The organism is Pseudomonas sp. NFACC46-3, from assembly GCF_900114515.1.
GTDB lineage: Bacteria > Pseudomonadota > Gammaproteobacteria > Pseudomonadales > Pseudomonadaceae > Aquipseudomonas > Aquipseudomonas fluorescens_Q.
This window is the reverse complement of record NZ_FOTH01000040.1, coordinates 1-24,613: the sequence shown is the minus strand read 5'-3', so window position 1 is coordinate 24,613 and position 24,613 is coordinate 1. Positions and strand designations below refer to the sequence as shown.

Here is a 24,613-nt window from a genome sequence, read left to right as displayed (position 1 = left end):
AAACTTTGGTTGATAACACTCAGGTGTTCACGAAAACGGGTTCTGGCGTTTTTCCCACTCGGTCATCCAGTCGGCGAAGGCCTGCGGTTCGACGGCCTTGCTGAAGTAATAACCCTGGACCTCCTCGCAATGGTGCTTCTTGAGAAATTCCAACTGTTCGAGGGTTTCCACACCTTCGGCAATGATGTGCAGGTTCAGGCTCTTGCCCAGGCTGATGATGGTGCTCACCAGCTTGGCGTCGTTGCTGTCGATGCTCAGGTCACCGACGAACGACTGGTCGATCTTCAACACATCCACCGGAAATTTCTGCAGGTAGCTCAGGCTCGAATAGCCGGTGCCGAAGTCGTCGATGGCCAGGCGAATGCCTAGCTGCTTGATGGCCTTGAGGATGGCTACCGTGGTATCGACGTTCTGCATCAGTACACTTTCGGTGATCTCCAGTTCTAACTGTGTCGGAGCCAAGCCGGTTTCCTTGAGGGTGCGGGCGATGCCTTCGACGAAGCCGCGCTGGCGAAAATCGATGGCCGAGACGTTCACCGACAGGTACAGCGGGCGCATGCCCTGGGCTTGCCAGCGACACGCCTGCTGGCAGGCTTCCTGAAGCACCCATTGGCTCAGCGGAACGATCAGGCCGCTGTCTTCGGCCACCGGAATGAAATCCGACGGATAGACCAGGCCATGATCCGGCCTGTTCCAGCGCACCAGCGCCTCGACACCGACCACCTTGCCGCTCTTGAGGTCGAGCTTGGGTTGGTAATGCAGCACGAACTCCTTGCGTTGCAGGCCCAGGCGCAGGCCGGATTCGATGGTCTGTTGCTGTCGCGCCCGGCGGTTCATGTCTTCGGTGAAAAACCGGTAGTCGTTGGGGCCGGTTTCCTTGACGTTGCGCATCGCTGTCTCGGCTTTCTTGATCAGCGCCACGGCGTCGAAACCGTCGGAGGGGTACACGCTGATGCCCAGGCTCGCGGTGACGGTCAGGTCATGGCCGTCGATGGGTTGCGGGGAACTGATGGCCGCCAGCAGTTTGTCGGCCACGCCTTTGGTCTGCTGCGGGTCGACGATGTCTCCCAGCACCACCACGAATTCATCGGAACCGTAGCGAAACACCGAATCGGATTCACGCACCACGGTCGCCAGTGCCCGGGCCACTCGCTTGAGCATTTCATCGCCCACGGGATGGCCCAGCGCGTTATTGATGCGCTTGAAGCGGTCCAGGCCGATGAACATCACCGCCAGCTGCCGGTCGTGCCGGCGGCACTGGGCCATGGCCTGGGTCAGGCGATCGCCGAGCAACATGCTGTTGGGCAACTCGGTGAGCACGTCGTATTGCAGCAGGTGGGATACCTTGAGCAATTCCTGGACGCGTTCTTCGATCGTGCGCTCCAGGCTGCGCATTTTCCTCGCCGCATCCTGGGCCAGCTGCCACTTCCAAGTCATGGCGCTGGCCATCTGGCGGATTTCCAGGGTGTCGAAGGGTTTCTTGAGGATCAGCAACTGATCGTCGAACTCGATCCGTTCGGACATGGTTTCCCAGGAGTAATCCGAGAACGCCGTGCACAGGGCGATTTGCAGGCGCGGGTCGGCTTCCCACAGCCGCTCGATGGTTTGCAGGCCGTCCCAGCCCGGTGGCATGCGCATGTCAGCGAACACCATCGCATAGGGCTGGCCTTCGGCCTGGGCGCGCTTGACCAGTTCCAGCGCCTCTTCGCCCTGGTAGGCCGAGTCGATCTGAAATTGCAGCCGGCTGACCTGTGGGGTGCCGAACAGCAGGCTCTCGGTGTCGTCCAGTGAGTCATCGCTGCCGGCGCTGGGGCTGAGGATCTTGCGAAAGTCCTGGTGGATCGCCGGTGTGTCGTCCACCACCAGGATTCGCCGGTTGGCAGGTACCGACATCGGGTTCATGGATTGCTCTCCGATAGCTCGCTCGCTGGTCGGGTCCAGTGGTTTGTCGCCGGAACGATGGTGCCGGCCTTGAGCAGTTCGGCGGCCTGGCCGCTGTCGACCACGGTGCTGAAGTAATGCCCCTGGGCCTGCATCGCGCCGCCGCTGGACATCAGCGTGGCGCGTTGCTCCTGGGTTTCGACGCCCTCGGCAATGATCCCGATGCCCACGTCCCGGGCGAAGTTAATGATCGCCCGCAACGTCGTGGCATTCTCGGGATCGGCGTTGGCGCTGTCGAGGAAGCGCTGGGCGAGCTTGAGGTGATTGACCCGGTAGGTCTTGAGGTAATCGAACGAAGAGTACTCGGTGCCGAAGTCATCGATGGCGATCTGCACGCCCAACTCGCAGAGGCGCGGCAGCACGTCGTTGTGGGTCCACTTGGTCTGGGCCAGGGTGGCTTCGGTGACGTCGAAGCGCAGGTCCCAGGGCGCCAGTTCCCAGCGTGCGGTGGTGCGCAGCACGTCGTAGATCAGTTCCGGGCCGGTCTTGAGCTGGGTCAGGGACAGGTCGATGGCGATCACCGGGGGCGCCATGCCCTGGTCGCGCCACTGGCGCATTTGTTGGCAAGCCTGGTCCAGCACCCAATGCCCCAGGCCAATGATGATCCCGGTTTTCTCGGCGGCGGGCATGAAGACCGCCGGCTCCAGCCAGCCACGTTGGGGGTGGTTCCAGCGCACTTGCACGCCCATGCCGAGGATCTTGCCGGTGCCGAGGTCGACTTCCGGCAGGTAGTGCAGGTGCAGTTCCTGGTTTTCGATGGCTTGGCGCAGATCGTTGGCCAGGGCGACCCGGTCGGTGACTTCCTGGTTAATTTCCTCGTTATGGAAATGGTACTGGTTGCGGCCCTTTTCCTTGGAGCGGTACAGGGCCATGTCGGACTGCGCCATCAGGCTGTCGGCACTCAGGCTCTGTGGGGTGTACAGGGCGATGCCGATGCTCACCGAGATCCGCACGTCGTTGCCGTCCAGGGAGTACGGTGCCACCAGCGCATCGCGGATCTTGCCCGCCAGCGCGGCGCAATGGGTCGCTTCATGGACGTCCAGTTGCAGGAGGGCGAACTCGTCGCCGCCCAGGCGCGCCACCACGTCGTTTTCCCGGGTGCAGGCCTTGATCCGTGTGGCGACTTCCTGCAACAGCAGGTCGCCGATGGGGTGACCCAGGGTGTCGTTGATCCGTTTGAAGTGGTCCAGGTCCAGGTAGAACATCGCAAACGGCGCCGCACCCCGACGAGCGGCGGCGAAGGCCTGGTGCAGGCGCTCGATCATGGTGGCGCGGTTGGCCAGCCCGGTCAGGCCGTCGGTGCGGGCCAGCAGGGCGATTTTCTCTTCGGCCAGCTTGCGCTCGGTAATGTCGAGGATGATGCCTTCTATTTCCAGCAACAGGCCTTGCTCGTTGCGCACCGGGATGTAGCGGTTCTCTACCCAGCGGTACGTGTCGTCGCCGGTGTGCATGCGGAACTCGATGGACGCCCCTGCGGTGTCGCGGTCCAGAACGCGAACCATGGCCTCATGGACCTTCTCCTGGTCGTCGGGGTGGATCAGGGTTTGCGCCCAGTCCGGCGAGTTGGTCAGTTGCGCTGCGGAATGGCCGAACTTGGTGATGTTGTGGGAGATATACATCAATGCGAACGGCGGCTCGCCCCGCAGGCGATAGAGAATGGTCGGGCTGTTCTGCACGATGATGTTGGCGTCGGCCAGTTCGCGGGTGCGTTCCTCGACTGCGCGCTCGAGCATGTCCATTTTCAGCGCCGCGTCTTCGGTCATTTGCCATTTGACGGTCAAGGTACTGGCCATCTGGCGGATCTCGATGGCGTCGAAGGGTTTTTTCAGGATGAGCAGGCGGTCGCCCAGTTCAAGGCGATCGGCAATGTCTTCCCAGGAATAGTCCGAGTAAGCGGTGCACAGGGCCACTTGCAGCTTGGGGTCGGCGCGCCACAGCCGCTCGATGGTTTCCAGGCCGTCCCAGCCCGGCGGCATGCGCATGTCGATGAACGCCATGGCGAAGGGTTGCCCCTGGGCCAGCGCCGTTTCGACCTTGTTCAGCGCCTCCATGCCCTGGAATGCCGAATCGAGCACGAAACTCGTACCAGAAACCGCCACGGGCGAGCCGAACAAGGCCTCTTCGGCGCTGCTCAGGCTGTCCTGGGTGTCCGCCTCGGGGCTGAGGATCTTGCGGAAATCCTCATGGATAGTCGGCGTGTCGTCGACAATCAGGATTCGCCGATTAGTTTTATCCAACGGCAGGCTCATGGCCGTGCACCGTTTTGATGCTGACTATAGAACCCTGGAAACATCTGATATCCCTTTCGCTGGCATGAGTATTCGGCCTGTACATGGCCCTTCATGGGATACAGCATAGTCGTCTCATCGGGATACGCTCGGTCAGTGATGGCAAATGTGTCTAAATGTTCGCAATCTACTAGCCTGTATTTCGGGGGTAAGGTAGAACGGTTGTCGTGAATAGGAGGGGGGTTTCAAATGGAAGATCAATCGCCGGATGTTCCGGTAAGGAAGCCAGCGGTGCTGTTGGTCGATGACGAAGAGTCGATCCTCAATAGCCTGCGTCGGCTATTGCGCAGCCAGCCGTACGAGATCCTGCTGGCCGACAGTGGCGCCAGGGCCCTGGAAATTCTCAAGGAGCGGCCGGTCGACCTGGTGATGACCGATGCGCGCATGCCGAACATGGATGGCGCCACGCTGCTGGCCGAGATCCGCAAGCTGTACCCATCGACCTTGCGCATCCTGCTCACCGGTTATGCCGATGTGGACATGATGACCAAGGCCATCAACGAGGGGCAACTCTATCGCTACCTCAGCAAGCCCTGGAACGATGAGGAACTGGTGCAGGCCTTGCGCCAGGCCCTGTCCCACCAGCATTCCGAAAGCGAGCGCCAGCGCCTCGAAGCGCTGAACCGCGAGCAGAACCAGCAACTCAAGACCCTTAACGCCACCCTGGAAAAACGCGTGGCGTCGCGCACCTCCGAGCTGCAGCAGACCGCCGACATGCTCGATTTGGCCTATGACGAGCTCAAGCGCAGTTATGTGACCAGCACCGAAGTGTTTTCGCTGATCGCCAACCTGCGCCTGCCCAAGGCCAAGCAGACCAACCGGCAGATCATCGAGTTGATCAGGGTCTATAGCCGGCTGCATTTCCTCGATGAGTCCACCGACCGCGACCTGACCATGGCCGCGGCGCTCTACAACATCGGCAAGCTGAGCTGGACCGATAACATGATGGTCACGCCTGCCGACTTGCTGCACCACAACGAACTTGAGCTCTATCGGGCCTATCCGAAGCAGAGCGAATCGCTGCTGATGACCCTGGACCCGATGAAGGATGCGGCGCGGATCATTCGCCATCACCAGGAGCGTTGGGACGGCAGCGGCTTCCCCGAGCACCTCAGGGGCGAGGCCATTCCGTTCGGTTCGAGGCTGTTGAAACTGGCGGTGGACTTCATCGAGCTGCAGCGCGGGTTGATCCTGGAGCGGCAGATGAACAGCGACGAAGCGCTGGTCTACATCCGCAAATACGCCGGCAAGCTGTACGACCCGGACATGGTCGAGGATTTCATCAAGGCCTGTGGGGAATACTTGGAGGACGTGACCCTGTCCGACCCGACGGTAGAGGTCAAGACCACCCGCGAACTGATGCCCGGCATGATCCTGGCCCGCAACCTCAACGCTGACAACGGCATGCTGCTGCTCAACGCCGGCAAGGTCCTGAGCGGCCCGCTGGTGGAAAAGCTCATCGCCTTCGAAGCGATGGAAGGGGCCCGGTACAGCGTGTTCGTCAAGATCCCCGAAGAGCAGGCCGACCCTACGGCGCCGAAGCCGATTTTGGGGTGACGCGGATCGGACGACGCCATCGCTCCCACAAGGCAATGCTGTTCACTTAAGGATGGTTGAATCATTGTGGCGAGGGGATTTATCCCCGCTGGGCTGCGAAGCAGCCCCCAAACCTGAACACTCGGTGTGTCAGGCAAAAGTCATGTCTGAAGCTTTTTTGGGGCTGCTTCGCAGACCAGCGGGGATAAATCCCCTCGCCACAGATTCATCTACTGCCTTAAGTGAACAGCATTGCGCTCCCACAAGGGGAAGCGTGGGTCCTGAAACTGGGGCCAGGCTTTGCTCCCTGCCACCGTGGTCTGTAATCTCCCTGGCATTTTTCTGCCCAAGGCTTTGACTCATCATGACCACTTCCCTCATCCGCATCGCCGCCGCCCTGTTGCTCGGGCCGGACGGGCGAACCCTGCTGGTGCGCAAGCGCGGCACCCGGGCCTTCATGCAGCCGGGCGGCAAGATCGAGGCCCATGAACAGCCGGTGCAGGCGCTGGCCCGGGAGCTGGAAGAGGAGCTTGGGTTGCAGATCGACCCGGCACAGGCCCGTTACCTGGGCGTGTTCAGCGCTCCGGCGGCCAACGAGCCGGGGTTTATCGTGCAGGCCGAGGTATTTTTGCTGAGCATCGATGCCCCGGTTTCGCCGGCAGCCGAAATTGAAGAGGTGTGCTGGATCGACCCGGCCGGCGCCAGCAATCTTTTGCTGGCACCGTTGACAGGCGAGGTGATCCTGCCGTTTTATCGAACGACACTTCTAGCTGCCTGCTGATTCACGCCTCAAGGACTGATGCCCATGATTCCATTGCCGGACCTGTTGATTTTCGCCGCTGCCGCGTTGCTGATGGTACTGACGCCCGGCCCGAACATGATCTACCTGATCTCCCGTTCGATCTGCCAGGGTCGCAAGGCCGGCGTCACCTCCCTGCTGGGGGTGGTGGCGGGGTTCTTCGTGCATATGTTCGCCGCGGCCGCCGGATTGACGGCGGTGTTCCTGGCGGTGCCCATGGCCTATGAAGTATTGAAATGGGCCGGTGCGCTGTACCTGTTGTGGCTGGCCTGGCAGGCGGTCAAGCCGGGCGCGCGTTCGCCCTTCGAGGCCCAGCAGTTGCCAGCGGACTCGACGCGCAAGTTGATCACCATGGGTTTTTTCACCAGCGCCCTGAACCCCAAGATCGCGGTGTTCTACCTGTCGGTGTTCCCGCAGTTCATCAGCCCGGAACACGGTTCGTTGTTCACCCAGAGCATTATCCTGGGCCTGACCCAGATCAGCGTCAGTTTCAGCGTCAACCTGCTGATCGCCCTGTTCGCTGCCGGCATTGCCTCATGGTTCGTCCACAACCCGACCTGGCTGGCGGCGCAGCGCTACTTCATGGGGTTTGTCCTCGGTGCGCTGGCGTTGCGCCTGATGTTTGAGCAACGGCGTTCGGCGTGAGCATCCGACGGTTGAGGGCCGGCGATGCCCAGGCGTATCGCCAACTGATGCTGCAGGCATACGCGCTGCATCCCCAGGCCTTCACCTCCAGCGTCACCGAGCGGGCCAAGCTGCCTATCAACTGGTGGGAGTCACGCCTGGGCAGCCGGCTCGATGTGCTGCTGGGGGCGTTTGTCGAGCAAGAGCTGGTCGGCATTGTCGGCCTGGCCCTGGAGCCCCGGGAAAAAGCCCGGCACAAGGCGCTGCTGTTCGGCATGTACGTCGCCGATGAACATCGCCATCGTGGGCTCGGCTACCAACTGGTCCAAGCCGCCCTCGCCGAAGCCCGGCGTCATCCCTTCCTGCGCCTGGTGCAACTGACCGTCACCGCCGGCAACACCCCGGCGCTCAAGCTCTACCAGCGCTGCGGCTTCGTCCTGTACGGCCTCGAACCGATGGCGATCCGCGTGGAGGATGAGTTCCTCGACAAAATCCACATGTGGCTCGAGCTGTAAACCAATCGGCCATGACTGTTGAGCTTTTTTGTGGCGAGGGAGCTTGCTCCCGCTGGGCTGCGCAGCAGCCCCTTTTCAGGTGGGCGCTGCGCACCCAAGCGGGAGCAAGCTCCCTCGCCACAAAAGCCCAAAAGCCCAAAAGCCCAAAAGCCCAAAAGCTCAAAAGCTCAAAAGCTCAAAAGCCCAAAAGCTCAAAAGCATCCCGGTCGACCAACCGATTGGCTCTTGAGACTGACACTGATTCGAGGCATTCCTTTAACCCACGCCGTGCCCAATTCCCTGTGGCGAGGGAGCTTGCTCCCGCTGGGGCGCGCAGCGGCCCTAAAACCCGGCGACACGGTGGATCAGGTCGATTGAGTGAGCTTCAGAGGGGGCTGCTGCGCAACCCAACGGGAGCAAGCTCCCTCGCCACAAAAAGCAGTCAGCGCACGGCACTGACCCCGTCCAACGTGGAAAACGACGTGTCCTTGGCCGTCAGCAAAAAGTCGCGCATGTACGGCGCGTCGAGCATGTCGGTGCGCACCGCCGCGTAGAGCGTGGCAAACAAGCCTTTCTCCCCCAGCCGCTTGGCCTTCACGTAACCCCGCGAGCTGTATTCATGCAGGGCCCAGTGCGGCATGCCGCAGACACCGCGACCGCTGGCCACCAGTTGCATCATCATCACCGTCAGTTCAGAGGTGCGCACCTGGGCCGGTTCGATGTCGGCCGGTTCCAGGAAACGGGTGAAGATGTCCAGCCGGTCGCGCTCCACCGGGTAGGTGATCAAGGTTTCGCTGACCAGGTCCTCGGGCACGATGTAGGGCTTGCCCGCCAGTCGATGCTGGTTGGCCACGGCGAGCATCGCTTCGTAGGTGAATAATGGCACGTAGGTGATGCCGGCCAGCTCCAGCGGGTCGGAGGTCACCACCAGGTCGAGGTCGCCCCGGGCCAGGGCTGGCAACGGCGCGAAAGCGAAGCCCGAGGCCAGGTCCAGCTCGACTTCCGGCCAGGCATCGCGGAATTGGTCGATGGTCGGCATCAACCACTGGAAGCAGCTATGGCACTCGATGGCCATGTGCAGCCGTCCGGCGGTGCCGCCAGCCAGGCGGGCGATGTCCCGTTCGGCGCCACGCAGCAAGGGCAGGGCGGCATCGGCCAGTTGCAACAGGCGCAGGCCGGCGCTGGTGAACCGTACCGGCTTGGTCTTGCGCACGAACAACTGCATGCCCAGGCGCTCTTCCAGTTCCTTGAACTGGTGGGAGAGGGCGGACTGGGTCAGGTGCAGGCGTTCGGCGGCTTCGACCAGGCTGTCGGCTTCGCGCAGGGCGTGCAGGGTCTTGAGGTGACGGAGTTCAAGCACCGGAGTTGCTCCATGAGTAAAACTTGTGATCAACACGAAAAGGTTGAGTTTGTCTCATGTAGGGTCGGCTGTCGACAATGGCGCCATCTTTTACAGGAGGACGCACACCATGGCCCTGGCCCACACTCTCGGTTTCCCTCGCATCGGCGCCGACCGCGAACTGAAAAAAGCCCTCGAAGCCTATTGGAAAGGTGACCTGGCCCCGGCCGCGTTGCAGGCGGTGGGTCGCGAACTGCGGGCCCGGCACTGGCAATTGCAGAAAGACGCCGGCATCGACCTGCTGCCCGTCGGCGACTTTGCCTGGTACGACCAAGTGCTCAGCCATTCCCTGACCCTGGGCGTCGTGCCACAGCGTTTCCACAGCACCTTGAATGCCCAGGGCCGGCCGACCCTCGACACCCTGTTCGCCATGGCCCGTGGCGCCACGGCCAATTGCTGCGGGGCCAACCACGGCCAGGCGCAATACGCCCAGGAACTGACCAAGTGGTTCGACACCAACTACCACTACCTGGTCCCGGAGTTTTCCGCCGACCAGACCTTCGCCCTGAGCTGGGAACAGTTGTTCGATGAAGTGGACGAGGCCCATGCCTTGGGCCATCAGGTCAAACCGGTGATCATCGGCCCGTTGACCTACTTGTGGCTGGGCAAGGCCAAGGGCGAGGCGTTCGACAAGCTCGGCCTGCTGGAGCGCCTGCTGCCGGTCTACGGGGAGATCCTCAACCGTCTCAAGGCCCAGGGCGTGGAGTGGGTGCAGATCGACGAACCGATCCTCACCCTCGACCTGCCTCAAGCCTGGAAGAGCGCTTTCGAACGGGCTTATCACATCCTCCAGTACTCGCCGCTGAAAAAACTCGTGGCCACCTATTTCAGTGGCCTGCAAGACAACCTCGGCCTGGCGGTCAGCCTGCCGGTGGATGGCTTGCACATCGACGCGGTGCGCGCCCCGGAACAACTGGGCCAGGTGCTGGACCGCCTGCCGACCTACAAGATTCTGTCGGTGGGCCTGGTCAATGGCCGCAACGTCTGGCGCTGTGAACTGGAACAGGCGCTGGCGCAGCTGCAACCGGCCCAGGAGCGCTTTGGCGACAACCTCTGGGTCAGCACCTCATGCTCGCTGTTGCACAGCCCGGTGGACCTGGAGCGTGAAGACCGCCTCGATCCGGAACTCAAGAGCTGGCTGGCCTTTGCCGTGCAGAAGTGTGGTGAAGTCGCGGTGCTGCGCGATGCCCTGAACGATCCACACGCACCCGCTGTGCAACAGGCCCTGGCCGACAGCCGCGAGGTGCAGGCCAGTCGCGCCCGTTCGGCGCGCATTCACAAACCCGCGGTCCAGGCGCGCCTGGCGGCAATCGGGCCACAGGACAGTCAGCGGCGCTCGCCGTTTGCCAAGCGCATCGAACGCCAGCGCACCCGTCTGAAACTGCCGGCCTTTCCCACTACCACCATCGGCTCCTTCCCGCAGACCCCGGCGATTCGCCTGGCGCGTCAGGCCTACAAGCAAGGCAAGCTGTCGGCCAATGACTATCAGGACGCCATGCACACCGAGATCCGCCATGCCGTGCAGATCCAGGAACGCCTGGGCCTGGATGTGCTGGTGCACGGTGAAGCCGAGCGCAACGACATGGTGGAATACTTCGCCGAGCACCTGGACGGCTACGTCTTCACCCGTTTCGGTTGGGTGCAGAGCTACGGTTCGCGCTGCGTGAAACCGGCGATCATCTATGGCGACATCAGTCGGCCGAGCGCCATGACCGTCGACTGGATCCGCTACGCGCAAAGCCTGACCGACAAGATCATGAAAGGCATGCTCACCGGCCCCGTGACCATGCTGATGTGGTCGTTCCCCCGTGAAGACGTGTCGCGCCAGGCCCAGGCCCGACAACTGGCCCTGGCCCTGCGGGACGAAGTGCTGGACCTGGAAAAGGCCGGGATCAAGATTGTGCAGATCGACGAGGCGGCGTTCCGCGAAGGGTTGCCGCTGCGTCGCGGGCAATGGCAGGAGTACCTGGACTGGGCGGTTGACGCGTTCCGTTTGTGCGCGTCGGGGGTGGCTGATGAAACCCAGATCCATACCCACATGTGCTACAGCGAATTCAACGACGTGATCAAGGCCATCGCCGACATGGACGCCGATGTCATCACCATCGAGACCTCGCGTTCGGACATGGAATTGCTGGAGGCTTTCGAGGCGTTCGACTACCCGAACGACATCGGCCCGGGCGTCTACGACATCCACTCGCCACGGGTGCCGGACACGGCCGAGATGGTTGCGCTGATGAGCAAGGCGGTAAAACGGATCGCCGCCGAGCGGCTGTGGATCAACCCCGACTGTGGGTTGAAAACCCGGGGCTGGCCGGAAACGGAAGCGGCATTGGTGAATATGGTGGCGGCGGCGCGGCAGTTGCGCAATCAGTTGGCCTGAGGTCCTATGAGATTTGCACCCCCTGTGACATGCACTGTTCGGTCCGGGGACATGGTTAACCTGTGGCGAGGGGATTTATCCCCGTTGGGCTGCGAAGCAGCCCTGAAGCCAGGCGCCCTGTTGTATCAGGTGGATTGCGTCCAGCTTTTTCTGGGGCTGCTTCGCAGCCCAGCGGGGATAAATCCCCTCGCCACAAGGGGTAGCATTCGGTTTTATTGCTCCCCTTGACCGGGCAACCATCACCACTCGGCAATCTTCATCAAACTGTCACGCAATTGTGGCAGCGCGCTTGAACAAACTTCATCAGACTCGCGCTCTACTGGGGTTCTGCGTTTCGGTGTTTCTTCATGCGTGTATTCATTTTCCTGGCCGCGTTGTTTTTCGGCCTGCCGTCGATGGCGGCTTCTCGGTGTGACATCAATGTTGCGACCCAACGGGTCGATCTGGCTCAGGTGAGCCTGGCCTACCAGAGCGTTGGCCGTGCCTCGGATCCGGCGCTGTTGCTGGTGATGGGCCTGGGTGGGCAGTTGATCCATTGGCCGGACGAAGTGGTGGTCGCCCTGTGCGAGCAAGGTTTCCGGGTGATTCGCTACGACAACCGCGACGTCGGCCTGTCCACCTGGCGCCAAGCGCCCGGCAGCGCCAACCTGACCTTTGAAGCCCTGCGCTACAAACTCGGCTTGCCCGTGGCCGCGCCCTATACCTTGACCGACATGGCTGACGACGGACTGGGGCTGATGGACGCCTTGCACGTGCAAAGCTTCCACGTACTGGGGGTAAGCATGGGCGGGATGATCGCCCAGCACATGGCGGCCATGGCCCCCGAGCGGGTTGAAAGCCTGACCCTGATCATGACCAGTTCCAGCGCCGCAGGCCTGCCGGCGCCCAGCGAAAGGCTGGTGCAACTGTTGTCCCGGCGCGGTGCGCCGAATCGCGAAATGGCCCTGGAACAGCAGGCCGATCTGCTGGCCGCCCTCGGCAGCCCGATGGTGGTCGACGACCGCGAGGCGCTGCTGCATCAGGCCGCAGTGGCCTATGACCGGGCCTTCAACCCCGAGGGAGTAAAGCGTCAGATCATGGCGATCATGGCCGAGCCAAGCCGGGTGACGCTGCTCGATCAACTGCGCGTGCCGACCCTGGTTATCCACGGCACCGCCGACCCGTTGCTGCCGGTGATGCACGGCGTGCACTTGGCGGCGCACATCCAGGGCAGCCAGTTGAAGCTGATCCCGGGCCTGGCCCATCGTTTCCAGGAGGCATTCAAGGCGCCGTTGCTGGGTGCCGTGTTGCCGTATCTGCAGCAGCATCGCGAAGACACATCGCATTGGGCGCAGATCGAGCCGGTGCAGGCGCCTAATCTGCTCTGACAAGCCCGTACTGATCTCTTGAGCCTGGTGTGATCATGTGGCGAGGGAGCTTGCTCCCGCTGGGCTGCGCAGCAGCCCCATCATCTACCTGCCGCCGCAGTGCCCCAGGCAGACCCCAGGGGTTGCTGCGCAACCCAGCGGGAGCAAGCTCCCTCGCCACGGTCCTGTTCATCCTTGAATGATCTGGGTGGCTGACGCTTACCGCGCCTTGGCCTGCTCCACCAACCACCCCATCAAGGCCTGCAACGGCCCTGACACTTCGGGTTTGTGCGGATGCACCAAGTGATAACCCAGCCCGGTCTTGACCTTCAGTTCAAACGGCATCACCAGTCGGCCGGCGCTCAAGTCATCGCCGATCAGCGACCAGTCGCCAATTGCCACGCCCGTGCCTTGGGAAGCCATGGACATCGCCAGGTCCAGGGTTTCGAAATGCTGGCCCTTGCTGACATTGCTCAAGTGCACATCGGCTGCCTTCAGCCAGGCGTTCCAGTCGCGCTCGTCACGGGTGGGGTGCAGCAGCACGTGTTGTTGCAGGTCGGCGGGTTCATGCAGCGGCACCGGCCCTTCCAGGATCGGACGGGAGCAGACGGGCGTCAGTTGTTCATCGAACAGATGTACGCACGCCAGCGAGGCGTCGGGTGCTGGGCCATAGACCACCGCGGCGTCGAAGGCTTCGCGCTGGAAATCCACGCCGTGCCTGACCGTGGTGGTCAGTTCCACCGGCACGTCCGGCCGTTCTTTCTGCCATTGCAACAGGCGCGGCAGCAGCCAGCGCATCACGCAGGTCGGGGCCTTGAGTTGCAGGGTCTGGCGTTTTTCGCCGACCTGCTCAACCGCTTCGCCGATCAGGCTGAACACCTGCTGCACCCGGGGTAGCCACGCCAGGCCTTCGGCAGTCAGGGTCAGGCCGCGTGCCTGGCGCTGGAACAGTGCATAACCCAGATGATCTTCCAGCCCGGCGATCTGCCGGCTCACCGCGCCTTGGGTGATGTGCAGTTGTTCGGCGGCCCGGGTGAAATTGCAGCATTGGGCCGTGATCAGAAATGTGTGCAGCGCCGGCAGCGGGGGAAGTCGTTTCATTTCGGATCCAAGCCATGACGTGAGGACATGGCTAGTATGACTTTTTATCCATTGTTGCCGCTATGGTCGGACCGTTCCAATAACGCCATTCCCAAGACAGAAAAAGGGTCCCGCCGCATGCCGTGCGAGGCCCTTTACACGACAAGAAAAGGCAATGGCAATGGCGACGTGCGGCGAAGTATTGGTCAAGTTACTCCACGCGTATGGCGTGGAGCAGGTGTTCGGCATTCCTGGCGTGCACACCGTCGAGTTGTACCGCGGGCTGGCCCGTTCCAACATCCGCCATGTGACCCCGCGTCATGAACAGGGCGCAGGCTTCATGGCCGACGGTTACGCTCGGGTCAGCGGCAAGCCCGGCGTGTGTTTCATCATCACCGGCCCCGGCATGACCAACATCACCACCGCCATGGGCCAGGCCTACGCCGATTCGATCCCGATGCTGGTGATCTCCAGCGTGCAGTCGCGCAACCAGTTGGGCGGCGGGCGCGGCAAGTTGCATGAACTGCCGAACCAGGCTGCATTGGTGGGCGGTGTCGCGGCGTTTTCCCACACGCTGATGTCCGCCGCTGAATTGCCCGGTGTGCTGGCCCGGGCGTTCGCCGTGTTCCAGGCTGGGCGCCCGCGGCCGGTGCACATTGAAATTCCGTTGGACGTGCTGGTCGAAGACGCCGATGCCTTGCTCGCCAGTGTGCCGGTGAACATCAACCGTGCCGGTGCTGCGCCGAGTGCCGTGGCGCAAATGGCTGCAAAGTTGGCATCGGCTCAACGGCCGTTGATCCTGGCCGGCGGCGGTGCCATCGACGCGGCGGCCGAATTGACTGAACTGGCCGAACGTCTCGGCGCACCCGTGGCGTTGACCATCAATGCCAAGGGCCTGTTACCGTCCCGGCATCCGTTGCTGATCGGCTCCACGCAGAGCCTGGTCGCCACCCGCGCGTTGGTGGCCGAAGCGGATGTGGTGCTGGCCATCGGCACCGAGCTGGCCGAGACCGACTACGACATCACCTTCGCCGGCGGCTTCGAGATTCCCGGTGCGTTGCTGCGCATCGACATCGACCCGGACCAGACCGTGCGCAACTACCCGCCGCACCTGGCGCTGGTGGCCGACGCTCGCGTCGCCACCCGGGCCGTGCTCGATGCGCTGAGCCAGCACCCCTTGGCCGAGCGCCGTGACGATTGGGGCACGACGCGTGCCGCCCGGTTGCGCGCAGAGCTTCAAGGCAGTTGGGACGCCACGACCCGCGCCCAGACCTTGTTTCTCGACACCGTCTTGCAAGCGCTGCCGGAGGCGGTGTTCGTCGGCGATTCGACCCAACCGGTGTACACCGGCAACCTGACCTTCAACCCGGAGCAGCCACGCCGCTGGTTCAATTCATCCACCGGCTACGGCACCCTCGGCTACGCCTTGCCGGCGGCCATTGGCGCCTGGCTTGGTGGCAAGGACCGGGGCCATGGTCGCCCGGCAGTGGTGTGTTTGATCGGCGATGGCGGGTTGCAGTTCACCCTGCCGGAATTGGCCAGCGCGGTGGAGGCGCGCACGCCGGTGATCGTGCTGCTGTGGAATAACCAGGGCTACGAAGAGATCAAGAAATACATGGTCAACCGCGCCATCGAACCGGTGGGCGTGGACATCTACACCCCGGATTTCATCGGTGTCGCTAGGGCTTTGGGCTGCGCTGCGCAAGCCATCGACGGCGTGGCGCAACTGCACGCCGCGTTGCTCGCCGCTTGCGACCGGCAGGGCCCGACGCTGATCGAAATCGACCAGGCAACCTGGATGGCGCAGGTGTCGAAATGAATGTCCCTACGACGCAAGACGGGCTGTACATCAACGGTGAGTGGTTGGCCGGCGATCAACCGCTGCGGGTGATCAACCCGGCGACCGAAGCGCTGCTGACCACCGTTCATGGCGGTGGTGAACGCGCCGTCGATCAGGCGTTGAACGCCGCGACCCAGGCTTTCACGCACTGGTCGATCACCACCGGCGCCGAGCGTGGCGCGATCCTGCGCCGGATTGCCGCTGGCGTGCAGGCAGGCCGCGAGCGGTTGATGCAATTGCAATCGAGCAACAACGGCAAACCGTTGTTCGAAGCGGCCATCGATGTCGACGATGTGGTCGCCACCTTCGAGTATTACGCCGAGTTGGCCGAAGGCCTGGACGCTCGGCAAGACAGTCCGTTGGCATTGCCCAGTGCTGATTTCAGCGCACGCCTGCGCCGCGAACCGTGCGGCGTGGTCGGCTTGATCGTGCCATGGAATTTCCCGATGGTTACCACGGCCTGGAAACTCGCCCCGGCGTTGGCTGCCGGCTGCTGCGTGGTGCTCAAGCCCTCGGAAGTCACACCGTTGCCGGAGCTTGCGCTGGCGTCGATCATCGCCGAATCCGGCTTGCCCCACGGGGTGTTCAACCTGGTCTGCGGCACCGGCCTGGCAGTTGGCGCGCCGCTGGCGGCGGACCCGCGCGTGGCGAAGATCTCCTTCACCGGCAGCAACGCGGTGGGCGTGCAAGTGATGCAACGGGCGGCAGAAACGGTGAAGGGCGTGAGCCTGGAACTGGGCGGTAAATCGTCCCTGCTGGTACTGGCGGACGCCGACCTGGACCTGGCGGTGGAGCTGGCCTGTGGCGGCGCTTTCTTCAATGCCGGACAGATGTGTTCGGCCACCAGCCGCGTGCTGGTGGCCGATGAGCTGGCCGATGAATTCCTGCGCCGGCTCAAGGCCCGTGCCGAAGCGATCCGCGTAGCCGATCCGTTCGATCCGGACGTGGAGATGGGGACACTGGTCAACCAGGCGCAATACCAGCGGGTGCTGGGGCACATCGACCGAGGCCTGAGCGCCGGAGCGACCCTGGTGTGCGGCGGCCAGCGACCGGCGCACCTGCCGCGCGGCTTTTTTCTACAGCCGACAATCTTCACTGACGTGCCCCTCGACAGTGCGCTGTGGTGCGAAGAGATCTTCGGGCCAGTGGTGTGCGTACGCCGTTTCAGCAGCCAGGCGCAGGCCATTGCCCTGGCCAACGACAGCCGTTTCGGTCTGGTGGCCAGCGTGGTCAGCCGCGATGCCGAAGCCGCCGGGCAGGTGGCCGACGCGTTGCAGGCTGGGCTGGTGTGGATCAACGCGCCCCAGGTGATTTTTCCCCAGGCGGCGTGGGGAGGGTACAAGCAAAGCAGCCTGGGCCGCGAGTTGGGACCTTGGGGGTTGGCCGCGTTCCAGGAAATCAAGCATGTGGTCCGGGCGATCTGACGGCACGTTTTCAGGTCATGCATGCCTCGAAAAAAGGCATGCGCCAAGGACATGGCTCCAATGAGTTTTTTTCGATAGTCAGGGATTTTGCACAACCTCAGGATGGCCGCAGGCGGCGGCAAAGCCCAGGCAATACGGGGCTTTCGTCGACGCCGAACGGTGCGGGCACAACGGTTTTCACCCACCTCATACTTAAAAGAATAAAGGGAGTCCTCATGGGCGAGCATGATCTGAACAGACGTCAATTCATCAAGACTGCAAGTGTGGTTTCGGTTGCAGCGGCGGCCATGAGCATGCCGTTCATCAGTGCGCGGGCCAGTGACACGCGGTTCGTCGGCAAGACCCTGCGCCTGCTGACCTGGTCCGATGACACCGGGCTGGCGGCGCTGCGCAACATCGCCGCCACCTTCGAGGCCAAGACCGGGGCCAAGGTCATCGCCGACCGCACCGGCAGTACCTCGGAGATGGTGGCCAAGCTCAAGGCCGGTGGCGACCGGCCGCAGTACGACATTATCACCCTGGCAGGCGTCGGCGCCGAGGGCCTGGCCGTCGCCGGGCTGCTGGAAAAGCCTGACCTCAACCGCATTCCCAACCTGGCTGACGTGCCGGCGCAATACCGCACCGGCGCTGGCGGCCATGGCATCGGTTACCTGCTGTGGTGCAACAGCCTGGTCTACAGCACCCGTACCTTGCAGCAGGCACCGGACAGTTACGCTGCGCTGTGGGACGCGGAGCTGGCGCCGAACATTTTCCTGCCGCCGCCGAACTGGACCGAGGCCATGGACCTGATCATCATCGCCGCCAAGCTGGCCGGTGGTGATGAACACAACATCGAACCCGGCTTCAAGAAACTCGCCGAACTCAAGGATCGGGTGGTGACCCTGGGGGAAAACCCGAACCAGATCGCCGAGCTGTTCCGCACCGGTTCCCTGGACATGGGCGGCTTGTATGCGCCGGCGTTTTTCCCCAAGCAGATCCGCGACCCGGCCTACGGCCTGGGGGCGACGTTCGGCATGAAGGAAGGTTTCTACACCGACCTGATGCTCTCGGTCATGCCAAAAAACCGCCCGGGCGACACCGACCTGGCCTACGCCTTCATCGACCACTCCCTCGACCCGCTGGTGCAGGGCAAGATGGCCGAAGACATCTTCAACGGCCCGGTCAACGCCAAGGCCATCATCTCCAGCGAAGCGCGCAAGAGCCCCTACATCCTCACCCCGGAGCAAATCGCCGACAAAGCGATCATGCATGACAACGCCTTCCTGGCGACGGTGCATGACCAGTGGATTCGTCGGTACACGGAAATCTTCTCTTCCTGAAACAAGCGCTGCACACCGCCTGCCCAGCATAGGGAATTGAGGAGTATGCGGCCTCTGTGACCACCCGAGATCCAGTGTGGGAGCGAGCTTGCTCGCGATAGCGGTAGGTCAGTTGAAGGAGATGTTGACGGTGCCGCCGCCTTCGCGAACAAGCTCGCTCCACAGGGAAGTGGGTTGTTTTGAAATTGTGTTTGTCCTGTCGTGTTCCTCTGACGAGATCTTGCCATGGAACCCCAACCGTTAACCCATCCCCAGCGCGTCGCATCCATGCGTCCACCCCGGGAGATTTCACCCACCGGCCGAGCCTGGCTGTTCCTGTCGCCATCCATGCTGTTTCTCGGCGTGCTGATCGCCGCCAGCCTGCTGGTGCTGCGCATGAGCGTCGGCACCAAGGGCGCGGAGTGGAGTGGGTTCAGCCTCGCCAGCTACGAGCAGTTGCTGGAGCCTTATTACCTCAAGTCCCTGCTGCTGACCTTGCGCCTTGCATTGATCAGCGCGGTGATTGCTGTGCTGCTGGCGATCCCCGTGGCCTACACCATGTCGCGCCTGGCCTCGCCGTTGTTGCGGCGGGTGTTCCTGGCGGCGGTGCTGTTGCCACTGTTGGTCAACCTGCTGCTGCAAAGCTATGGCTGGCTGGTGATCCTCGGCCCTGCCGGCATGCTCAATCAGGCGCTCATGGGCCTGGGTTTGATCAAGCGACCGGTCATGCTGCTGTACAACCAGAATGGTGTGTTGATGGGCCTGGTCCAGACGGCCTTCCCCCTGGCCGTGTTGCCCATCGCCAGCGCCATGCGTGGGGTCGCCCGCAGCTATGAAGAGGCCGCCGCGACCCTCGGCGCCAGCCGCTTCCAGGTGTTTCGCCAAGTGGTGCTGCCCATGAGCCTGCCGGGCATCATCACCGGCGCGACGCTGGTGTTTGCCTACAACGCCAGCAGCTTTGTCGTGCCGCTGCTGTTGGGCGGCCGGCGGGTGCCGATGCTGGCGGTGATGGTCCACGATCAGATTGCCCCGTTGATGAACTGGCCCGCCGCGTCCGCCGCTGGGGTGGTGCTGATTGTCACCACGTTGATGATCATGACCCTGTCCGAATATTTCACCGGCCGTCGTCGGCGGATGCTGGAGGCTTCTCAATGACCGCGTTGAGCAAAAAACGCCAGTCGCTGTTGCCCGGTGAAACCGGGCGCGCAGTGGGGCTGCTGTCGGGTTTCATCCTGCTGCTGGCGGTGCTGCCGATCCTGACCATGATCGTCATGTCCTTCAGCGGCGCCGCGAACCTGGACTTTCCGCCGAGCAGCTACAGCCTGCAATGGTACCGGGCGGCCTGGCACACCTTCGTATCGCCGGATGCCAGCGATGTGCTGAGCCTGGGCCAGGCCATGGGCACCAGTTTGTTGGTGGCCTGCCTGACCATGATTTTCGCCACGCTGATCGCCGTGCCGGCGGCCTACGCGCTGACCCGTTGCGAGTTCCGTGGCAAGGCTGTGGCGCTGCAACTGATGTCGCTGCCACTGGTGTTTCCCATGGTGGTGCTGGGGTTGGCGCTGCTGTTGGTGTTCGACAGCCTGCCGTTCCAGATGACCACCTCGCGGCTGGTCATTGCCCACGTGATCCTCGCCTTGCCGTTCGTGGTGAAGAACTGCACCGCCGCCATGCTTGGCATCGGCAGCGAAGTCGAAGAAGCCGCGCGAATGCTCGGGGCCACACCACAGCGGGCCATCGTCGATGTGGTGGTGCCATTGATGAAATCGGGAATTCTCGCCGGGATGCTGCTGGCGTTCATTGTCTCGTTCAACGAATTCACCGTGACCTATTTCCTCTACACCATCGATGTCATGACCGTGCCGATCTGGATGTACAGCCGCACCGTATCGTCGCTGGACCCCACCGTTTTCTCGTTTGCCGTGCTCATCGTGCTGATCGACTTCGTGCTGATCTGGGCGTTGGAGAAGCTGGTGGGCGAGGGCGGCGTTTCCTTTTGATTTCAAGGTGAAGACATGACTGGACTGATACTGGAAAACGTCGAGAAACATTACGGCTCGGCCTGTGCGGTGAAGGACGTGAACCTGCATTTGCCCGAAGGAAAACTGGTGTGCTTTCTCGGGCCTTCAGGCTGTGGCAAGACCACTTTGCTGCGCATGATCGCCGGCCTGGAGAGCCTCAGCGGCGGGGAAATCCGCCTGGATGGCGAAGACATCGGCCATACCCCGGCGCACCTGCGTAACTTCGGCATGGTGTTTCAATCGCTGGCGCTGTTTCCCCATATGACCGTCGGCGAGAACATCGCCTATCCGCTGAAGCTGCGGGGCGTGGGCAAGGCCGAGCAACAAGCGCGGGTGGTGGAGTTGCTGGAACTGATCCAGCTCCAGGCGATGATCGACCGGCCCGTGGCCAAACTGTCCGGCGGTCAACGCCAGCGCGTGGCGATTGCCCGGGCCATTGCTGCCCGGCCGAAGATCCTCTTGCTGGACGAACCGCTGTCGGCCCTGGACGCCAAGCTGCGCGAGTCGATGCAAGTGGAAATCCGCCAACTGCAGCAGCGGTTGAACATCACCACGATCCTGGTGACCCATGATCAGCGCGAAGCCATGACCATGGCCGACATCGTCGTGGTGCTGGGGGAACATCGGGTGCAACAGGTCGGTACGCCGATCGAGATCTACCGGCACCCGGCCAATGAGTTCGTCGCCGACTTCATCGGCTCTGGCAACATTTTTCCGGCGACCACCCTGGGCAACGGGCGAGTGGGGCTGCCGGGTGGCGATGCGCTGGAGGTGCCGGCCAGCGATAGCCTCAAGGTTGGCGAAAAGATCAAGCTGCTGGTGCGCCCCGAAGACCTGCAACTGTCCGCGCCCCAGGCCACGGTGGGCAACCGGTTGCTGGGCAAGGTCACGTTCGTGCGCGACATCGGTGCGACGATCGAGACCACGGTGGAGTGTTCTGGAATCTCGTTCACGGCACTGAGCACGCCGTGCCAGGGCATGGACCTGGGCATCGGGCATGCGGTGTCGGTGACCATACCGGCGCAGGCATGTCGGGTGCTCGCTGCCTGATTTCAAAAGGCAATGCAAACCCAGATCAAACCGTCATCCGCAACCGCGCCAAGTCCCGCAACGGCGGCGCGCCGAACAATCGGCTGTACTCGCGGCTGAACTGCGAAGGGCTTTCATAACCCACCCGATAGCCCGCCGCCGAAGCTTCCAGCCCTTCGGCGAGCATCAGGCGCCGGGCTTCCTGCAAGCGCAGTTGCTTCTGGTATTGCAGCGGGCTCATGGCGGTCATGGCCTTGAAGCGGTGATGCAGGGTCGAGACGCTGAGGTTCACTTCCCGGGCCAGGTCATCGATGCGCAGCGGCTGTTCGAAATGGCCGTTGAGCCATTTGATCGCCTGGCTGATGCGATGGCTCTGACTGTTGGCGATAGCGATTTCGTACAGCCGATAACCCTGGGGACTGCGCAGCAGACGATAGAGGATTTCCCGGCGCACCAGGGGCGCGAGCATGGCAATGTCTTTCGGCGTATCGAGCAACCGTGCCAGGCGCAGTACGGCGTCGAGCATTGGCGTGTCCAGGCGTTCGACATACAGCCCGCGCCCGGCGGGGCGGGTCGGTACGCCCAGGGGGCCGGCGTCGGCGATCAACGCGGTGATTTCCGCCGGGTCGATGTCCAGGCGCAGGGCCAGGATGGGTTGCTCGGGCGAAACGTCGGCAACGCAACCACTCAACGGCATCGAGACCGAGACCACCAGGTAATGGAGTGGGTCGTAGTTGAACAACTCATCCGCCAGGCGCACCTGTTTGCTGCCCTGGGCCATGATGCACAGCGCCGGTTGCGCCAACACCGGGGCGAACTTATGCGGCTGGCTGTGCCGTGACAGATTCAGTGAGCCGATGGCCGTGGCGTAGCTTCCGTCTTCGCTGGTGTTGCGGTCGATGATCGATGCCAGTTCGGCGCGCTGTTGTTCCAGATACGTGTCCAGTGGGACGTGGGCGTGGTCGAGTGGCGACATGCCGGGATCCTCAAGCGATAGGGAGCGATGAACAAAAGCTTATGTTTGTGCAAGGCACAGCGATAGCAACATCCTGTTGAAAGCTTGCCTGATCCTGCACGGCGCAAAGGGCCATGACGCTGCAATGCTGTGGAAACTTGCTTGAAACCTTTTGTTTCAACTTCCCGGGTTTCGACCGGATCGATAGCAAATTTTATGATACCGACGCGCAGGATCGTGCAATGGGTCGGCAGGAATCGACTAACGAAACTGGCAGGGCGGCGCTTAACCTTTGATCCTGTCGCGGCCTGTCCCCGGCTGCACAACGGATGACCTGGGAGGGTTGAACATGTCTACACAGATCCCCGTCAGTCACATGGCTTTTGTCCGGGCCCGCGTCGGTTGCTCCAAGCAACTGGGCGCACGCCTGAGTACGCTGATCGCGCCTTCGCGCCAGGCCCCCGGTTGCCTGTACTTTGCCTTGCAGCATTCGCAGTGCGATGCCGATTTGTGGCTGGTGTCCGGGCTTTGGGTCAATCAGGCGGCCATGGATGCCTACTTCAATTCCCCGGCCATGGCGATATTTGCCGAGCTGGTGCAAGACCTGGTGGTGAGCAGCCTGGATTTCCATACGTTCCGCGACGTGTCCGCCGCCCAGGCGACCGAAGGGTGCCGGGCGCAGGTACACAAACTGGCTGGTTGAAGGTTTAATGAGCGTCATTTTCCAACGCCAGGATGCACAAGACATGGCACGTAAAGCCTTTGAAACCTTTGAAGCTGTTTCCGCTGTAATCCCCAAAGAAGGCGGCGGCTACCATGCCGCCATCGCCACCAAGGCCATCGGTGGTTCCGGTGCGCCGCGTTTCAACAAGATCCTTGAAGAGCAAACCTTCGAGACCGCGGTCAAAGCCGATGAAGCGGCAGCCCTGCAGCTGACCCACCTCAAAGGTGTCGACGACGAGGGCGGGTTGGTCTGGTAGCGGCACGATCACCCGGTAGGGCTTTTGTGGCGAGGGAGCTTGCTCCCGCTGGGCTGCGAAGCGGCCCCCCGGTTTGTCTGACACACCGCAAGGGGACGCTGCGCGTCCAGCGGGAGCAAGCTCCCTCGCCACAGGTTGCTGTTTCTTCTTGAGAGCCGTGTCGCTTACTTCGGGCGATGCATCTTGAACAACGCCTCAGGCCCCAGCTGGAAATAATCCGCCGGCCCGCCACCGCGCAAGATCGGCTCGGCGGCGGCGGTGTCGTACACCCCGTCTTTCAACAACCACTTGGCGATATGCACGGCGACCACTTCGCCGAGGATCAGCCAGCTTGGCACGAGCCCTTTGTCCGCTCGCTGCAGTTGAATAATCTGCGTGACCTTGCATTCGAAGGACACCGGGCTTTCGGCGACGCGTGGAACCTGGATTACCCGTGATGGGGCGGCCGTCAAACCCGCCAGTTCGAACTCATTGACCTCTGGGGCGACCATCGCGCAGCTCTGGTTCATCTGCTCGGCCAGCGGGCGCGTGGCCAGGTTCCAGGCGAACTCGCCGGTCTGTTCGATGTTGTTCAGGCTGTCTTTGCGCCCAACGCTGGAGAACCCGATGATCGGTGGAATGTAGTTGAAGGCGTTGAAAAAACTGTAGGGCGCAAGGTTCAGGCGGCCTTCGGCATCCTGGGACGAAATCCAGCCAATGGGGCGCGGGCCAACGATGGCGTTGAATGGGTCGTGGGGTAGGCCGTGGCCGTTGGCGGGTTCGTAGAAGTGGATGTCATCGGGCATGGTTGAAGAAGGTCCTGCGGTGGGCTTTCAAAGGGATTGGAAGATAGTGCAGGGCCGCGCTGTTTTTGTCAGCACCCTGGGACACTGTGGGAGCAGGCTGCTCGCGAATGCGCAGGTTCAGACACATAGATGTCGACTGACATACTGTCTTCGCGAGCAAGCCCGCTCCCACAATTTGATGAGTGGCGATAACAAAACCACTGGCGGTCTTCCTTTTTCCATAGCCCATGAATAACTAAGCCCGGCCGAAGCCGGGCTGTGAGGGTGTCGTTCTCGGGTTAGCTGATGGCAGCAGTGTTAGTGCGGTCGAAGCCATCTTCGGCAACGGTGGCGCCGTTAGTGCGGTCGAAGCCATCTTCGGCAACGGTGGCGCCGTTAGTGCGGTCGAAGC

At 62.5% G+C, this 24,613-nt stretch carries 20 protein-coding genes and 1 pseudogene; 14 read left to right on the top strand and 7 right to left on the bottom strand.

Annotated elements, in window-relative coordinates:
• Positions 1-27 precede the first annotated feature (27 nt).
• Together BM300_RS26485 and BM300_RS26480 are read right to left on the bottom strand one after the other, a co-directional pair.
• Positions 28-1,902, bottom strand: a complete 1,875-nt coding sequence (locus tag BM300_RS26485) for a putative bifunctional diguanylate cyclase/phosphodiesterase (protein WP_092146944.1) — start codon at positions 1,900-1,902, stop codon at positions 28-30.
• A complete protein-coding gene (locus BM300_RS26480) occupies positions 1,899-4,190 on the bottom strand; it encodes a GGDEF/EAL domain-containing response regulator (protein WP_092464428.1) in 2,292 nt (763 codons plus the stop codon). The genes BM300_RS26485 and BM300_RS26480 overlap by 4 nt, the downstream gene beginning before the upstream one ends.
• Positions 4,191-4,418: 228 nt before the next feature.
• Here BM300_RS26480 and BM300_RS26475 point away from each other — a divergent pair, with 228 nt between their 5' ends.
• The 4 genes from BM300_RS26475 (at position 4,419) to BM300_RS26460 (ending at position 7,703) form a co-directional block, all read left to right on the top strand.
• Positions 4,419-5,786 carry a response regulator c-di-GMP phosphodiesterase, NosR family gene (locus BM300_RS26475; RefSeq protein ID WP_092464426.1) on the top strand — a complete coding sequence of 456 codons (1,368 nt, stop codon included), beginning with the start codon at positions 4,419-4,421 and terminating at the stop codon, positions 5,784-5,786.
• Positions 5,787-6,129: 343 nt separating this feature from the next.
• Positions 6,130-6,546, top strand: coding sequence for an NUDIX hydrolase (locus BM300_RS26470; RefSeq protein ID WP_092146950.1), 417 nt, complete (start codon positions 6,130-6,132; stop codon positions 6,544-6,546).
• 24 nt (positions 6,547-6,570) lie between these two features.
• The gene (locus tag BM300_RS26465) at positions 6,571-7,209 is read left to right on the top strand and encodes a LysE family translocator (protein ID WP_063324566.1); all 639 of its coding nucleotides are present in this window, start codon (positions 6,571-6,573) and stop codon (positions 7,207-7,209) included.
• Positions 7,206-7,703 carry a GNAT family N-acetyltransferase gene (locus BM300_RS26460; RefSeq protein ID WP_092464425.1) on the top strand — a complete coding sequence of 166 codons (498 nt, stop codon included), beginning with the start codon at positions 7,206-7,208 and terminating at the stop codon, positions 7,701-7,703. Before BM300_RS26465 ends, BM300_RS26460 begins: the two co-directional genes overlap by 4 nt.
• 421 nt (positions 7,704-8,124) lie before the next feature.
• Here BM300_RS26460 and metR read toward each other — a convergent pair whose 3' ends face one another.
• Positions 8,125-9,042: a transcriptional regulator MetR gene (metR, locus tag BM300_RS26450; RefSeq protein ID WP_092464422.1), complete on the bottom strand. Its 918-nt coding sequence runs from the start codon at positions 9,040-9,042 to the stop codon at positions 8,125-8,127.
• 109 nt (positions 9,043-9,151) lie between these two features.
• Between metR and metE the strand changes: the two genes are divergently transcribed.
• Both metE and BM300_RS26440 read left to right on the top strand, forming a co-directional pair.
• Complete coding sequence (gene metE, locus BM300_RS26445) at positions 9,152-11,464, top strand: 5-methyltetrahydropteroyltriglutamate--homocysteine S-methyltransferase (protein WP_092464420.1); 2,313 nt, start codon at positions 9,152-9,154, stop codon at positions 11,462-11,464.
• A 347-nt stretch (positions 11,465-11,811) separates the two neighbouring features.
• Positions 11,812-12,831: an alpha/beta fold hydrolase gene (locus BM300_RS26440; RefSeq protein WP_092146960.1), complete on the top strand. Its 1,020-nt coding sequence runs from the start codon at positions 11,812-11,814 to the stop codon at positions 12,829-12,831.
• 198 nt (positions 12,832-13,029) lie between these two features.
• Here the strand turns inward: BM300_RS26440 and BM300_RS26435 are convergent, their stop codons facing one another.
• The gene (locus BM300_RS26435) at positions 13,030-13,911 is read right to left on the bottom strand and encodes a LysR substrate-binding domain-containing protein (RefSeq protein ID WP_092464419.1); all 882 of its coding nucleotides are present in this window, start codon (positions 13,909-13,911) and stop codon (positions 13,030-13,032) included.
• A 160-nt stretch (positions 13,912-14,071) separates the two neighbouring features.
• Here BM300_RS26435 and BM300_RS26430 point away from each other — a divergent pair, with 160 nt between their 5' ends.
• From BM300_RS26430 to BM300_RS26405, 6 genes are all read left to right on the top strand, one after another.
• Positions 14,072-15,709 carry a 5-guanidino-2-oxopentanoate decarboxylase gene (locus BM300_RS26430; protein WP_092223439.1) on the top strand — a complete coding sequence of 546 codons (1,638 nt, stop codon included), beginning with the start codon at positions 14,072-14,074 and terminating at the stop codon, positions 15,707-15,709.
• Positions 15,706-17,154, top strand: a complete 1,449-nt coding sequence (locus BM300_RS26425; protein WP_092345695.1) for an aldehyde dehydrogenase family protein — start codon at positions 15,706-15,708, stop codon at positions 17,152-17,154. Before BM300_RS26430 ends, BM300_RS26425 begins: the two co-directional genes overlap by 4 nt.
• Before the next feature lie 215 nt (positions 17,155-17,369).
• The gene (locus BM300_RS26420; RefSeq protein WP_092145053.1) at positions 17,370-18,473 is read left to right on the top strand and encodes an extracellular solute-binding protein; all 1,104 of its coding nucleotides are present in this window, start codon (positions 17,370-17,372) and stop codon (positions 18,471-18,473) included.
• 225 nt (positions 18,474-18,698) lie between these two features.
• Positions 18,699-19,607 carry an ABC transporter permease gene (locus BM300_RS26415; RefSeq protein ID WP_092145055.1) on the top strand — a complete coding sequence of 303 codons (909 nt, stop codon included), beginning with the start codon at positions 18,699-18,701 and terminating at the stop codon, positions 19,605-19,607.
• Positions 19,604-20,452 carry an ABC transporter permease gene (locus BM300_RS26410; protein ID WP_092345693.1) on the top strand — a complete coding sequence of 283 codons (849 nt, stop codon included), beginning with the start codon at positions 19,604-19,606 and terminating at the stop codon, positions 20,450-20,452. The genes BM300_RS26415 and BM300_RS26410 overlap by 4 nt, the downstream gene beginning before the upstream one ends.
• A gap of 15 nt (positions 20,453-20,467) precedes the next feature.
• Positions 20,468-21,523: an ABC transporter ATP-binding protein gene (locus BM300_RS26405; protein ID WP_092223443.1), complete on the top strand. Its 1,056-nt coding sequence runs from the start codon at positions 20,468-20,470 to the stop codon at positions 21,521-21,523.
• A gap of 25 nt (positions 21,524-21,548) precedes the next feature.
• Here the strand turns inward: BM300_RS26405 and BM300_RS26400 are convergent, their stop codons facing one another.
• Positions 21,549-22,478, bottom strand: coding sequence for an AraC family transcriptional regulator (locus tag BM300_RS26400; protein ID WP_092145061.1), 930 nt, complete (start codon positions 22,476-22,478; stop codon positions 21,549-21,551).
• Between the two features lie 328 nt (positions 22,479-22,806).
• Between BM300_RS26400 and BM300_RS26395 the strand changes: the two genes are divergently transcribed.
• Positions 22,807-23,160 carry a putative quinol monooxygenase gene (locus BM300_RS26395; RefSeq protein WP_072345530.1) on the top strand — a complete coding sequence of 118 codons (354 nt, stop codon included), beginning with the start codon at positions 22,807-22,809 and terminating at the stop codon, positions 23,158-23,160.
• A gap of 43 nt (positions 23,161-23,203) precedes the next feature.
• Positions 23,204-23,437 carry a hypothetical protein gene (locus BM300_RS26390; protein ID WP_063325233.1) on the top strand — a complete coding sequence of 78 codons (234 nt, stop codon included), beginning with the start codon at positions 23,204-23,206 and terminating at the stop codon, positions 23,435-23,437.
• A 164-nt stretch (positions 23,438-23,601) separates the two neighbouring features.
• Here the strand turns inward: BM300_RS26390 and BM300_RS26385 are convergent, their stop codons facing one another.
• The gene (locus BM300_RS26385; protein ID WP_063324578.1) at positions 23,602-24,222 is read right to left on the bottom strand and encodes a flavin reductase family protein; all 621 of its coding nucleotides are present in this window, start codon (positions 24,220-24,222) and stop codon (positions 23,602-23,604) included.
• A 278-nt stretch (positions 24,223-24,500) separates the two neighbouring features.
• Positions 24,501-24,613: pseudogene (locus BM300_RS31490) on the bottom strand (heme utilization protein); the annotation flags it as partial.